The 13701-nt window shown below is 73.3% G+C and carries 12 protein-coding genes and 1 riboswitch; of the genes, 7 read left to right on the forward strand and 5 right to left on the reverse strand.

Going from position 1 to position 13701, the window contains the following annotated elements; translation table 11 throughout:
- The first annotated feature begins 28 nt into the window (after positions 1–28).
- Positions 29–143, forward strand: a riboswitch (TPP riboswitch).
- The 6 genes from thiO (at position 133) to P696_RS0106290 (ending at position 6308) form a co-directional block, all read left to right on the forward strand.
- On the forward strand, positions 133–1269 hold the full coding sequence (gene thiO, locus P696_RS0106265) for a glycine oxidase ThiO (RefSeq protein WP_026411654.1): 1137 nt from the start codon (positions 133–135) through the stop codon (positions 1267–1269). Its footprint overlaps the riboswitch before it by 11 nt.
- On the forward strand, positions 1266–1466 hold the full coding sequence (gene thiS / locus P696_RS0106270; protein WP_026411655.1) for a sulfur carrier protein ThiS: 201 nt from the start codon (positions 1266–1268) through the stop codon (positions 1464–1466). Before thiO ends, thiS begins: the two co-directional genes overlap by 4 nt.
- Positions 1463–2260: a thiazole synthase gene (locus tag P696_RS0106275; RefSeq protein ID WP_026411656.1), complete on the forward strand. Its 798-nt coding sequence runs from the start codon at positions 1463–1465 to the stop codon at positions 2258–2260. The genes thiS and P696_RS0106275 overlap by 4 nt, the downstream gene beginning before the upstream one ends.
- A gap of 142 nt (positions 2261–2402) precedes the next feature.
- On the forward strand, positions 2403–3332 hold the full coding sequence (locus tag P696_RS43655) for a DMT family transporter (RefSeq protein WP_034483349.1): 930 nt from the start codon (positions 2403–2405) through the stop codon (positions 3330–3332).
- A gap of 104 nt (positions 3333–3436) precedes the next feature.
- Positions 3437–5413, forward strand: coding sequence for a Stk1 family PASTA domain-containing Ser/Thr kinase (pknB, locus tag P696_RS0106285; protein ID WP_026411657.1), 1977 nt, complete (start codon positions 3437–3439; stop codon positions 5411–5413).
- A 43-nt stretch (positions 5414–5456) separates the two neighbouring features.
- Positions 5457–6308 carry a deoxyribonuclease IV gene (locus P696_RS0106290; RefSeq protein ID WP_026411658.1) on the forward strand — a complete coding sequence of 284 codons (852 nt, stop codon included), beginning with the start codon at positions 5457–5459 and terminating at the stop codon, positions 6306–6308.
- A 454-nt stretch (positions 6309–6762) separates the two neighbouring features.
- Here P696_RS0106290 and P696_RS0106295 read toward each other — a convergent pair whose 3' ends face one another.
- The 5 genes from P696_RS0106295 to P696_RS0106315 form a co-directional block, all read right to left on the reverse strand.
- Positions 6763–8469 (reverse strand): sodium:solute symporter family transporter, encoded by a 1707-nt coding sequence (locus tag P696_RS0106295; RefSeq protein WP_026411659.1) that lies wholly within the window; start codon positions 8467–8469, stop codon positions 6763–6765.
- A gap of 28 nt (positions 8470–8497) precedes the next feature.
- Positions 8498–9052 carry a hypothetical protein gene (locus tag P696_RS52100; protein ID WP_051466955.1) on the reverse strand — a complete coding sequence of 185 codons (555 nt, stop codon included), beginning with the start codon at positions 9050–9052 and terminating at the stop codon, positions 8498–8500.
- Positions 9045–9860: a LytR/AlgR family response regulator transcription factor gene (locus P696_RS43665; RefSeq protein ID WP_051466956.1), complete on the reverse strand. Its 816-nt coding sequence runs from the start codon at positions 9858–9860 to the stop codon at positions 9045–9047. Before P696_RS43665 ends, P696_RS52100 begins: the two co-directional genes overlap by 8 nt.
- A 64-nt stretch (positions 9861–9924) precedes the next feature.
- Entirely contained in the window at positions 9925–11304 is a 1380-nt protein-coding gene (locus P696_RS0106310) for a histidine kinase (protein WP_157429538.1), read from the reverse strand.
- Between the two features lie 125 nt (positions 11305–11429).
- Positions 11430–12134 carry a sulfite oxidase-like oxidoreductase gene (locus P696_RS0106315; protein WP_084336876.1) on the reverse strand — a complete coding sequence of 235 codons (705 nt, stop codon included), beginning with the start codon at positions 12132–12134 and terminating at the stop codon, positions 11430–11432.
- Between the two features lie 274 nt (positions 12135–12408).
- Here P696_RS0106315 and aroF point away from each other — a divergent pair, with 274 nt between their 5' ends.
- A complete protein-coding gene (gene aroF, locus P696_RS0106320) occupies positions 12409–13473 on the forward strand; it encodes a 3-deoxy-7-phosphoheptulonate synthase (RefSeq protein WP_026411662.1) in 1065 nt (354 codons plus the stop codon).
- The last annotated feature ends 228 nt before the right edge of the window (positions 13474–13701 follow it).

Raw genomic sequence — 13701 nt, forward strand, 5'->3', positions numbered from 1 at the left:
CGGTGTCCGATTCGTCGTAGGCTAGGAGGCGGAAGTGCGCGGGAGCCCGGCCTGAACCGGGCTGAGAGGGCGGCTGGACGGCCGCCGACCGCCTGAACCTGATCCGGGTCATGCCGGCGAAGGGAGCCGCCCGTGAACGTCGTCATCATCGGAGCCGGGGTCGTCGGCCTCGGCGCGGCTTGGCGCTGCGCGGCGCGCGGCGCGGACGTCACCCTGGTCGACCCGGAGCCCTCGAGCGGCGCGTCCGGCGTCGCTGCCGGGATGCTGACGCCGGTCAGCGAACTCGACTACGGCGAGGAGCCGCTGCTCAGGCTGGGCGTGGCGTCCCGCAACCGGTACCCGTCGTTCGTCGCCGAGCTCGAGGAGCTGACCGGCCACGACACCGGGCACCGCACCGACGGCCTGCTCGAGGTCGCCTTCGACGCCGACGACCTGCGCGTCCTGGAGGAGGTGAAGCGCTTCCAGGAGGCCCTGGGGGTGCCCACCGAGGTCCTCGGCCGGCGCGAGTGCCGCAGGCTCGAGCCGATGCTCGCCCCGACCGTCCGCGGCGGCCTGTACGCGCCCGAGGACGGCTCGATCGACCCGCGGCGGCTCACCCCGGCGCTGCTCGCCGCCGCCGAGAAGCTCGGCGCGCGGCTCGTCCGGCGGCGGGCCGCCGAGGTGATCGTGCGCGGCGGCGCGGCCGTCGGCGTCCGGCTGGACGACGGCGAAGAGCTGCCCGCCGACCGGGTGCTGCTCGCGGCCGGGCCGTGGTCGGGCGACATCGGCGGGATCCCGCCGGGCGTCGTGCCGACCGTCCGGCCGGTGAAGGGCCAGGTCCTGCGGCTGCGCACGCCCGTCCCGTTCCTGCGCAGGACGGTCCGGGGCGTGGTGCGCGGCTCGTCCGTCTACCTCGTGCCGCGCGCGGACGGCGAGATCGTCGTCGGCGCGACGCAGGAGGAGCTCGGCTTCGACACCCGGGTGACCGCGGGCGGCCTGTGGGAGCTGCTGCGGGACGCCCGCGAGCTGGTGCCCGGCATCACCGAGCTGGACTTCGCCGAGGTCACCGCGGGCCTGCGTCCCGGCTCGCCGGACAACGCGCCGGTGCTCGGGCCGTCCGCGCTGCCGGGCCTGGTGCTCGGCGTCGGGCACTACCGCAACGGGATCCTGCTCGCCCCGGTCAGCGCCGACGCGCTGAGCGCCGCCCTGCTGGACGGCGAGCTCCCCGAGGTGGCGCGCCCCTTCTCCCCCGACCGCTTCTCCCCCGGACGCCCCCAGGAAGGCACATGAAGATCATTGTGAACGGCGAGCCGCGCGACCTCCCCGAGGACGCCAGCGTGGCCGACGCGGTCGCCACGGTCACCGAGGCCCCGAACGGGGTGGCCGCGGCGCTGAACGACGAGGTGGTGTCGCGGTCCGCGTGGACCGCGACGAGGCTGACCGAGGCGGACCGGCTGGAAGTCCTGACCGCCGTGCAGGGAGGATGACCGTGGTTCCGCTCACCGAAGGGCATGACCCCCTGGTCATCGCGGGCGAGGAGTTCGGGTCCCGGCTGATCATGGGCACCGGCGGCGCGCCGAGCATGAGCGTGCTGGGCGAGGCGCTCGCCGCGTCCGGGACGGAGCTCACCACCGTCGCGATGCGGCGGGTGGACCCGTCCTCCCGCGGCTCGGTCCTGGACGTCCTGCGCGAGCACGGCATCCGGGTGCTGCCGAACACCGCGGGCTGCTTCACCGCGGGCGAGGCCGTCCTGACCGCCAAGCTCGCGCGCGAGGCGCTCGGGACGAACTGGGTGAAGCTCGAGGTCATCGCCGACGAGCACACCCTGCTGCCGGACCCGATCGAGCTCGTGGACGCCGCCGAGCAGCTCGTGGACGACGGATTCGTCGTGCTCCCCTACACCAGCGACGACCCGGTCCTGGCCCGCCGCCTCGAGCAGGTCGGCTGCGCCGCGGTGATGCCGCTGGGCTCGCCGATCGGGTCGGGGCTCGGCATCCGCAACCCGCACAACATCGAGCTGATCGTGGAGCGGGCGACCGTCCCGGTGGTCCTGGACGCCGGGCTGGGCACGGCCTCGGACGCGGCGCTCGCGATGGAGCTCGGCTGCGACGCGGTACTGCTGGCCACGGCCGTGACACGGGCTCAGCACCCGGCGAGGATGGCCGCCGCGATGCGGCACGCCGTCGAGGCCGGACGGCTCGCCCGGCTGGCCGGGCGCATCCCGATGCGCCGGTACGCCCAGGCCTCGTCGCCCTTCGAGGGGATGGTTAAGTCGTCCTAACTAGTGTTTCGTAGTAGTAATCACTGGACCTGAACGGTCGTCCGGCGGCACACTGGGGCCGGAATCACGGCGTTCGCTCACTTCAGGGTGGACATGCACATTTCGACCGCCGTGGAACCCTCCCGAACCCAGGATGGAGCGCATGACGACGGAACAGGTGGACAGGCGGGCACTCCTCGCCGCCTCGGTGACGGTGCTCGCCTGGGCCTCGGCGTTCGTGTCGATCCGCAGCGCGGGCGCCGAGTATCCGCCGGGGGCGCTCGCGCTCGGGCGGCTGGCCTGCGGGTCGGTCGTGCTCCTGGTGATCCTGGCCGTCCGCCGCGAGGGCCTGCCGCCGCGCGCCGCCTGGCCCGGGATCCTGAGGTCCGGCGTGCTCTGGTTCGGCTTCTACATGGTCGTCCTGAACTGGGGCGAGCGGAAGGTGGACGCGGGCACGGCGGCGATGCTGGTCAACATCGGCCCGATCCTCATCGCGGTGCTCGGCGGCTGGCTGCTGCGGGAGGGCTTCCCGCCCCGGCTGTTCGCCGGGGTCGCGGTCGCCTTCGGCGGCACCGTCGTCGTGGGGCTCGCGACGTCCACCGGCGGCGGCTCGTCCCTGCTCGGCGCGGTGCTGTGCGTGCTGGCGGCCGTCTCCTACGCGGGCGGCGTGATCTCGCAGAAGCCCGCGCTGCGGCACGGCTCGGCCCTGCAGGTCACGACCTTCGGCTGCGTGGTCGGCACGGTGTTCTGCCTCCCCTTCGCGGGCCAGCTCGCCTCCCATGTGCCGGACGCCTCGCTCACGGCGACGCTGAACATGGTCTACCTCGGGGTCGTCCCGACCGCGCTCGCCTTCACCACCTGGGCCTACGCGCTCGCCCGCACCTCGGCCGGGAAGCTCGGCGCGACCACCTACGTCGTGCCCGCCCTGGTCGTCCTGATGTCGTGGGGCTTCCTGGGCGAGATGCCCGTGGCCGGTGCACTCGCGGGCGGCGTCCTGTGCCTGCTGGGCGTCGCCGTGGCGCGCAGCCGTCCCCGGACGGCCCCCGGCGTCACGCCGGAGCCGGAGCCCGTGGCGTCCTCGCCCCGCTCCTGACGGCCCGCAGGGCGCCCGCCTGCGGAGGGATCAGCCGTGGGACCGATCAACGCTCATCCTCGTGGCTGATATGAACCGTTTGGACGGGCCTTTAGACTCGGCGCGTGGACACTACGGTTGCGGATCCCCTCGTCGGGCAGGTGCTCGACGGGCGCTACCGCATTGAGTCCCGGATCGCCCGAGGCGGCATGGCGACCGTGTACCTCGCCCGTGACGTCCGGCTCGACCGGGTCGTCGCGATCAAGGTCATGCACGCCGGCCTGGCGTCCGACGAGGAGTTCGTCGAACGCTTCATCGGGGAGGCCAAGGCCGCGGCGGCGCTCTCGCACCCGAACGTGGTCGCGATGTACGACCAGCGCACCGACGGCGAGCACGCCTTCCTCGTCATGGAGTACGTGCCCGGCCGGACGCTGCGCGACCTGCTCGCCGAGCGCGGCCGGATCGGGCCGCGCGAGGCGCTCACCCTGATGCAGCCGGTGCTGGCCGCCCTCGGCGCCGCGCACCGCGCCGGGATGGTGCACCGCGACGTCAAGCCCGAGAACGTGCTGATCACCGAGGACGGCCAGGTCAAGGTCGCCGACTTCGGGCTGGCCCGGGCCGAGTCGGCGAGCAAGATGACCAAGACCGGGCTGATCATCGGCACGGTCGGCTACCTCGCGCCCGAGCAGGTCGTATCCGGCAACGCCGACGTCCGCTCCGACGTCTACGCCGCCGGGATCCTGCTCTACGAGCTGCTCACCGGCGGCCTCCCGCACCAGGCCGACTCGCCGCTCGCGGTCGCCTACAAGCACGTCAACGAGGTCGTCCCGCCGCCGTCGCTGGCCGTCCAGGGCCTCCCGCCGCAGGTGGACGCCCTGGTGACGCGGGCCACCTCGCACTCCCCCGACGCGCGGTTCACCGACGCCAACGCCTTCCTGGCCGCCGTCGCCGAGGTCGTCAACGGCCTCGCGCCCGACATCGACCAGCGCATCGAGGACGTCCAGCTCCACCCGACGTCGGTCCTGGAGAACCCGGGCGAACCGCGCAGCGGCCACACCGCCGTGTACGACCCGTCCACGATGCCCGCCGGCATGGGCGGCAGTATTGATGGGGTACCGCCGCGACACACACGCGCCGACCGCGCCCTCGGCGCGCTCACCGGCCGGTACGTGCTGGTCGCGATCGCCGCCCTCGCGGCCGTGATCCTCGGCTGGGCCGTGTGGTGGCAGACGTCCGGCCAGTACGACCACGTCCCGGACCGGATCGTCGGCATGAAGATCGCCGCCGCCAAGAGCAAGCTGCGCGGCGAGGGCCTGAACGTCCGCCTCGCCGAGGCCGCCTACAGCGACCGCGCCCCCAAGGGCACGGTCGCGGCGTCCGACCCGGCGGGCGGGGCGCGCGTGTCCAAGGGACAGACCGTCACGCTGACGCCGTCCCTGGGCAAGACGCCACGCGACATCCCGGACGTCACGGGCAGCTCCCTCGACGACGCCAGGAACAAGCTGAAGGACGCGGGCTTCACGGTCGGCGAGGTCGACCAGAAGAGCTCCCAGACCGTCGCCAAGGACAAGGTGCTGCGCACCGACCCGTCCGCCGGGACGAAGGTCTCCCCCGACGCCGGGCCCGTGAACATCGTCGTCAGCACCGGCATGACGATGCCGAGCCTGGTCGGGCGCAACTCCGACGAGGCCGTCAACACCCTGCGCTCGATGGGCCTGAAGGTCGACACCAAGAAGCGCACGGACAAGGACAAGCCCGCCAACACCGTCCTGGAGCAGCAGCCGGACCCGGGCACCGGCCTGTCGCGCGGCGACAAGGTCACCCTCGTCGTCAACCAGCAGGACTGCCTGGTCAACCTGGGCGGCTGGCACTTCGGCTGTGACAACAACAACAACGGCGGCGACCAGGGTGATCAGGGCGACCAGCTGCCCGTGCCGAACGTGACGGGCCAGTCGGTCGACGACGCGACCAGCGCCCTGGAGGACGCGGGCTTCAAGGTCAAGGTGCAGGGCTTCGGCGGCGACACCGTCCGCGCCCAGTGGCCGGCGGGCGGCTCCCAGGCCCCGCGCGACTCGACCGTCACCATCGTCAAGAGCCCCTGAGGCATCCGGGGTGGTCCGGGACCCCGACTAGGCTGGACGGCCTATGAGCGCTGAGAAGAGCCCCGTCGGAGGGCACGTGCCGGTGGCCGGAGGTCTCGCCACCGGGGGGCTGAAGTACGCGGAGAAGATGGGCGCCGAGGTGATCCAGGTGTTCACCTCCAACCCGCGCGGCTGGGCGCTGCCCGACGGCAACCCCAAGGAGGACGCCCTCCTGCGCGCACGCGACGACATCCCCGTCTACGTGCACTCGCCGTACCTGGTGAACTTCGGCTCGCCCAGCGCCGAGACCCTGGAGAAGTCCCTCGCGACCGTCCGGCACTCGCTGCGCCGCGGCCACGCGATCGGGGCCCGCGGCGTCGTCGTGCACACCGGCTCGGCCGTCAGCCAGACCTACGACGCGGCGATGGCGCAGATCCACGAGCACGTCCTGCCGCTGCTCGAGGAGATCCCCGAGGACGGCCCGCACCTGCTCCTCGAGCCGATGGCGGGCCAGGGCGCGATGCTCTGCGCCATGGTCCAGGACCTCGGCGCCTACTTCGACGCCCTGGAGCGCCATCCCAAGCTCGGCGTCTGCTTCGACACCTGCCACGCGTTCGCCGCGGGCCACGACCTGGCCGCCCCCGGCGGCGTCAAGGCCACCATGGACGCCCTGGTCGACACCGTCGGCGAGGGCCGCCTGAAGCTCGTCCACGCCAACGACTCCAAGGACGTCTGCGGCTCCAAGAAGGACCGGCACGAGAACATCGGCAAGGGCCACATCGGCGAGGCCCCGTTCGCCGAGCTCTTCCGGCACCCGGCCGTGGCGGGCGTCCCGTTCGTCATCGAGACCCCGGGCCGCGACGCCGGCCCCCACGGCGAGGACGTCGCCACCCTCAAGCGCCTCCGCGACAACTGAGAACCCGAGCCGTGCGCCCGCAGCCTCGAAGGCTCCGGGCGCACGGTGCTTTCAGAGCACCCTCACGAAGAACCCCGGGCCGGGCAGAGCGGGGATGCGGGGGATGCGGGGGGGGAGGCACAAGCTCGGGCGCCGCTGAACAACCCCCCGACTGTCCAGCGGCGCCCGAGCGGTAAGCCAGTGGATCCCACCCCCCCGGTACGGGATCCTCTGGCGTGATCCGGCGGGCGACTGGCGCCCGACGGATCTCCAAGGTTGCCTTGTGGTCCTCCCGGGAACGGTGTCGCTTCCCGGTGACACTGAGAACACTAGAGGTGGGATGTCACCAGGCGGGTGCAGCGAAACTCGGGATTCGGTAAACGGTGCGTAGTCAGAGTTATACGTAGCGTAGTCGTGCGACGAACGGTCGAATCCGTGCGCCGAACGGTCACGCGATCAGGCGTCGGTGGCGCCCTCAGCGGAGGACGACCTCCTCGGGAAGGTGCATCCGGGCGAGGGCACGGTCGGCGCGAGGGGGGACGGACCGCCGGAACGCCAGCGACACGCCGACCATCACCGCGAACGCGGCCGGGGCGAGGACGAGGGCGGGCTGGGCGAGGAGGGCGGCCGTCCAGCCGTGCCGGGGGCCGAGGAACAAACCCGCGACACCGGCGACCACGGCGAGGCCGCCGCCGAAGACCACGCCGACGCCCGCGCCGAGCGGGGTGAGGCGGCGCCACCACAGCCCGAGCAGCAGCATCGGGCACAGCGAACAGGCCGAGACCGTGAGCGCGAGCGTGACCAGGCCCGCCGCGTTCTGCGTCCCGGCCGTCCAGGCCACGCACAGCGGGACGGCCAGGGCGAACACCGCGCCCGCACGGAAGCTGCCCGTCCCGCCGCGCAGGACGCACTGCGAGATGGTGCCCGCGATCGCGACGACGACGCCGCAGGTCGTGGAGATGAACGCGGCGAACGCGCCCGCCGCGACCAGGCCGACCAGCAGCGATCCGGGTAACCCGGGCGCGAGCCTGCGCGGCAGCGTGAGGATCGTGGCGTCGGTGTCGCCGGTCATGAGCAGCTCGGGGGTGTAGAGGCGGCCCAGCGTCCCGTACAGGGCCGGGAAGACGTAGAACAGCGACAGTAGGGCGGGCACCAGCGCGGCCGTCCGGCGCGCGGCGCGTCCGCAGGTGTTGGTGTAGAAGCGCATCAGGATGTGCGGCAGGCCCATCGTGCCGAGCAGCACCGCCAGCAGCGCCGAGTAGGTGATGTAGAGCGAGTGGTCGCGCCCGCGCTCGGACGGCATCGCCCACACCCCGCCGGTGTGGGAGGGCAGCCGCGCGGCGTGCGGGACGGCCGCGCCACGCGGGAACACGAGCTCGGCCCCGGCTCCGACGCGGTGGTCCCTGGCGGACAGCACCACCCGCTCGCCGTCGTGGCGCGCGCCGTCCAGGGTGCCACGGACGGTGACGGCCGTCGGCGCGGTGACCCGGACGGCCGACTCGGTCTGGACGCGGATGGTCGTGGCGTGGCCGAACACCGGCGGCCCCTCGGGCGTGCCCGCGCCGTCCAGCCGCCACAGCACCAGCAGCGCCGCCGCCGGGACGGCCACGGCGACCAGCTTCACCCAGAACTGGACGGCCTGGACGTCGGTGATGCTGCGCATCCCGCCGGACAGGGTGAGCGAGAGCACGACCGCGACGACCAGCACCCAGCCCGCCCAGACCGGCGCGCCGGTCAGCACCCGCAGCGTGACGCCCGCGCCCTGGAACTGCGGCAGCAGGTAGAACCAGCCGATGAAGCAGACGCACGCCGACACCGTGCGCCGCACCCCGGCCGAGCCGAGCCGCCACTCGGCGAAGTCGGAGATCGTGTACGCGCCGGAGCGGCGCAGCGGCGCGGTGACGAACGCGACGAGCAGCACGAACCCGCCGGTCGCGGCCACCGGCAGCCAGAGCGTGTCGGTGCCGTAGGCGAGGACGAGCCCGGCGGTGCCGAGGAACGCCGCCGCCGAGATGTACTCGCTGCTGATCGCCGACGCGTTCCACAGCGAGGTCACGCCGCGCGAGGCGACCATCAGGTCCGTGGCGGTCGCGGCGGCCCGCCTCCCGAACGACCCGAACCCGACGCTCGCGGCCACGAGCGTCAGCACCGACAGCGCCACGGCGACCGCCACCCCGGTCACGGACGTCCCGCCGGGTGGACGGGGCGGGTCACGGACGGCCGACCAGGCGGGCGAAGTCGCGCTCGGCGGACTCGGCGAGCCGGGCCTGGCGGCGCGCGGCGAAGATCCACAGCGGCTGGATCCCGGCGGCGAGGACCAGCCAGGGGAAGGGCAGCCCGATGGGTCCGGCGTGCGTCCCGCCGGGGACGAACGCGAGCAGCGGCAGCAGGGCGATGACGCCGAGGACCAGGGCGCCGGTGCCCAGCGCGGTGCGGAACTGGGCGCGGATCAGCGTCCGCGCGAACACCGCGCCGAGCTCGGTCTGCTCGTCCAGGTCGGTGGCGATGTTCCAGCCGGTCCCGGAGTAGGGGCCCGCGTAGGGCTCGTCCTCGTCCGGCGGCGGGACGGACCGGGCGACCCGGGTCCGCGGGCTGGCGACCACGACGCGCCGCGGACGCGTCCCGCCGAGCGGATCGAGCTTCCGCGCGTCCCCGGACGCGACATCCCCGGGCGCGGCGTGCGGCGTCTCTCCGGACGGCCCGCTGCCGTACGCGCCAGAAGCGCGGTCGGCGCCGGACGCGGCGGGCGGTCGGGGGTCAGTCATCGGTGTCGGTGTGCGTGAAGGGGGCGTCCGGCTGGTCGCTGTTCCGGAAGCTGCGGACGAGCAGGTCGCGGACGGCGCGGGTGTGGCGGCGGCTCACCGGCAGCAGCTCGTCACCGATCTGCACGGCGACGCGTCCGGCGTCGAAGCGCAGCTCGGTGATGTGCTGGGAGGCGACGAGCGTGCTGCGGTGGATGCGGATGAAGCCGGAGTCCTCCCAGCGGCGGGCGAGGGAGGCGAGCGGCATCCGGACCAGGTAGCTGCCCTCGGCGGTGTGCAGCCGCACGTAGTCGCCCTGCGCCTCGACGTGGGTGACCGAGCGGCGGGACACCAGGCGGGTACGCCCGCCGAGCTCGACGGGGATCATCTCGTCGTCGTCCGCGGCGGGCGGCCCGCCGGGGACGCCGCCGGGGTCGCCCGCCCGGGCGGCCCGGTCGACCGCCTCGACCACGCGCCGGACGGCCTCGGCGAGCCGTTCCCGGCGGACGGGCTTGAGCAGGTAGTCGAGCGCGCCGAGTTCGTAGGCCGCGACCGCGCAGTCGTCGTGCGCGGTCACGAACACCACGGCGGGCGGCTCGGCGAACCCGGCGAGCAGGCGGGTGAAGTCCAGCCCGTCCAGTCCGGGCATGCGGATGTCGAGGAAGACGGCGTCGAGCCGCTCCCCCGCGGTCAGCATCCGGGACAGGTCGCGCAGGGCGGACGCGGCGTCGCCCGCGCCCCCGACCCACTCCACTCTCGGGTCCTCCCGCAGCAGGTAGGACAGTTCCTCCAGGGCGGGCACCTCGTCGTCGACGGCCAGGACGCGCAGCATGAGACGACCTTGCCCGTCATCACCGTCCGTCCGCAATCGGTTTCACCAGGTAACCCGGGACGCGTCAGGTCGGGAACGCCGCCGGACGGTACTTCGGCACCCGCAGGTTCACCTTCGTCCCGGCGCCGAGCGCGGTCTCCACGGTCAGCCCGTACTCGTCCCCGTAGACCTGCCGCATGCGTTCGTCCACGTTGGCGAGGCCGATGCCCGCGCCGCCTCCCCGTCCGCCCTGGCCGGCGCCACCGGGGCGACCGCCGGCGCGGTCGCGGGCGCCGGGGCTGGGCGACAGGATCTCGCCGAGCCGCGCCGGGTCGATGCCGACGCCGTCGTCCTCGACGCTGATCGCGGCTTCCACGCCGTTGTCGCGCGCGACGATGCGGATCCGGAACTCGTCGCGCGTCCTGCCCTGCATGCCGTGCCTGATCGCGTTCTCGACGAGCGGCTGCAGCGACAGGAACGGCACCGCCACCGACAGCACCTCCGGCGCGACCTCGACGCTGAACTGGAGCCGGTCGCCGAACCGGGCGCGTTCGAGCAGCAGGTAGCGGTCGATGGAGCGCAGCTCGTCCGCGAGCGTCGTGAAGTCGCGCGGGTTGCGGAACGAGTAGCGCGCGAAGTCGGCGAAGTCGAGCAGCAGCTCACGCGCGCGCACGGGGTCCGTCCGGACGAACGAGGCGATCGTGGTCAGCGAGTTGTAGACGAAGTGCGGGGAGATCTGCGCGCGTAGCGCCCGCATCTCGGCTTCGGCCAAGCGCGCGCGGGACGAGTCCAGTTCGGCGAGTTCGAGTTGCCCGGCCACCCAGCGAGCGACCTCGCCCACCGCGCGCACGCGCGTCGCGGACGGCTCCGGGCCGTACGCGACCAGCGCCCCCACCACATGCCGGTCGATCGCGAGCGGCGCGACGACCGCGACGCGGATCGGGCAGGACGGGTCGCCGCACGTGGCCAGCGGGTCCGTGCCGACCACGCGCGGACGTCCGGTGGCGAGCACGGGACGGGCGTGCTGGGTCGCGTCGTCGGCGTGGTCGTCGGACCCGAGGCCGTCCCAGGCCAGCAGGGCGGCCTGGGCGAGCGGATCGGCCTCGTCGGACTCGTCGTCCGCGCCGACGCCGAGCAGCGTCGCGACCCGTCCGGACGCGGCGGACGCCCCGGACGGCGCGACCGTCCCCGGCGGGGCGGCGACCAGCGCGATCGCGTCCGCGCCGAGCAGCGCGCGCAGGTGCCGGGCGGCCTTGCGGGCCGAGTCCGGGGTCAGCCCGGCGCGCAGGGCGGGCGACGCGCGCGAGATCGTGTGGAGGGTCGAGAACGTCGCCTCGTCGGCCGGGTCGGCGAAGCCGCGCTGCTTCGTGCGGTGCATCCGGCAGACGGCGACGGCGACGGCGCCCGCCGCCAGAGCGGTCATGAAGCCGATGCACACGAGATCGAGCACGGACGGTGCGTCCATGACGACCTAACGTAACCCCCCGGCCTCCGGGACGTGACCGGTTCCGCCCACAGCCCCGGACCAGGTCCGGCCAAGCCCGCCCAAATCCCGCGTCCCGCGAGCCCGGAGGGGCTCGTTACCGCAGCTCAGAGGGGCGGGGAGTCGTCCTCGTCCTCCTGGTAGGAGTAGCGCTGCTCGCGCCAGGGGTCGGCGACGTTGTGGTAACCGCGCTCCTCCCAGAAGCCGCGCCGGTCCTTGACCATGTACTCGATGGCCCGGACCCACTTGACGCTCTTCCACGCGTACAGGTGCGGGACGACCAGCCGGATCGGGTAGCCGTGGTCGAGGGGCAGGCGCTCGCCGTCGCGGTGGGTGGCGAACATCGTCCCGTCGGCGAGGAAGTCGGTCATGCGGATGTTGGCGCTGTAGCCGTACTCGGCCCACACCATCACGTGCGTGACGGCCGGGTCGGGCGGGGCCAGCTCGACGATCGCCGCCCCCGGGACGCCCTCCCAGCGGTTGTCCGGGATGGTGAACTTGGTGACGCAGTGGAAGTCGGCGACGACGGAGTCACGCGGGAAGCCGTCGAACTCGTCCCACGTCCAGCGGTACTGGCCGCCGTCGGAGGTCGTGCCGAAGACGCGGAAATCCCACTCCTTGGGACGGAACTTCGGGACGGGCCCGTAGTGCAGGACAGGCCAGCCGCGCGGGACGTACTGGCCCGGGGGCAGCGCGGCCCTGCCGGCGTCCTCCCCGCCCTGCGGCACGGCATCGGCCCCGGGGCCGGAGGCGGCGCTCGCGCCGGGGCTCGGCTCGGGGGTCTGCTCGAACGGTGTCTCGGGTGGCGACATGACGCGGCCATCCTGCCATCCGGCGTGAGCTGAGCCATATTCGGGGCCCTCGCCTCGGGCACCCGCCCTGATGAGCTACTGTGGGCACGTGCGCAACGTCATCTATTTCTTTTGGTTCGACCAGCCCGGGCGGCTGGTCTGCCAGACGTTGCGCTGACAGACCTCGAACGACCGAAGCCCCGGGCCTGGACACAAGGCCCGGGGCTTCGTCGTTTTTCCGGGACCCACCGTCGCGGGATCCGCCCGATCCCGCGCATCCACGAGAGGCAGCAGCATGGTCATCGTCATGGCCCCCGAAGCCGACGCGGCGGATATCAAGGCCGTCGTCTCACTGGTCGAGACGGCGGGCGGCGACGCCTTCGTCAGCCGGGGCGTCGAACGCACGATTATCGGGCTGGTCGGGGACGTCCAGCAGTTCGGCACCCTCAACCTGCGGTCGCTGCGCGGGGTGAGCGACGTCGTCCGGATCTCGGCGCCGTACAAGTTGATCAGCCGTGAGAACCACCAGGAGCGGTCGGTCGTGCGGGTCGGCGGCGTCCCGATCGGTCCGGGGACCATGACCCTCATCGCCGGACCCTGCGCCGTCGAGACCCCCGAACAGACCCTCGCCGCCGCCCAGATGGCCCAAGCCGCAGGCGCCACCCTCCTACGCGGAGGCGCGTTCAAGCCCCGCACCTCGCCTTACGCCTTCCAGGGGCTCGGGGAGGCCGGGCTGCGGATCCTGGCCGATGTCCGCGCCGAAACCCGCATGCCCGTCGTCACCGAAGTCGTCGACGCCGCCGACGTCGAACTGGTCGCCTCCTACGCCGACATGCTCCAGATCGGCACCCGCAACGCCCAGAACTTCGCCCTGCTCCAAGCCGCCGGTGAGGCGGGCAAGCCCGTCATGCTCAAACGCGGCATGAACGGCACCATCGAAGAGTGGCTGATGGCCGCCGAATACGTCGCACAACGCGGCAACCTCGACATCGTCCTGTGCGAACGCGGCATCCGCACCTTCGAGAAGGCCACCCGCAACACCCTCGACATCTCCGCCGTCCCCGTCGCGCAACGCCTCGGGCACCTGCCGGTGATCGTCGACCCCTCCCACTCCGGCGGCCACCGCGACCTGGTCCTCCCCCTCACCCGCGCCGCCATCGCCGTCGGAGCCGACGGCGTCATCATCGACGTCCACCCCCACCCCGAAACCGCCCTCTGCGACGGCCCGCAGGCCCTCGTGGACGGCGACCTGCGCGACCTGGCCCGCGTCGTCCGGGAGCTGCCGCCCCTGGTCGGCCGGACCCTCGCCGTCGCGCCCGGGTCCGAGACGGGCGCCGAGCCGGACGCCGTCCTCGCCTGAGCACCCGGTTCACCGTCCTCGCCTGAGAGTCGGGGCCACCGCCCGGCCGCCGGACGATCGCGCCCGATCGGCGCGCTATCCTGCGGACGTGGAGTACTGGACCCCCAACTGCGGACCGCCACGCTCCTGACCGGGGCGCGGCACCTCTTTCCCGAGACCTGACGACCGGGCCTGGCGTCGATCGGCGCCCGCCCGCGTTCTCTCGCGCCCCGAACACGGATGCCATCC

The sequence above is a fragment of the Actinomadura oligospora ATCC 43269 genome (assembly GCF_000518265.1).
Lineage (GTDB): Bacteria > Actinomycetota > Actinomycetes > Streptosporangiales > Streptosporangiaceae > Spirillospora > Spirillospora oligospora.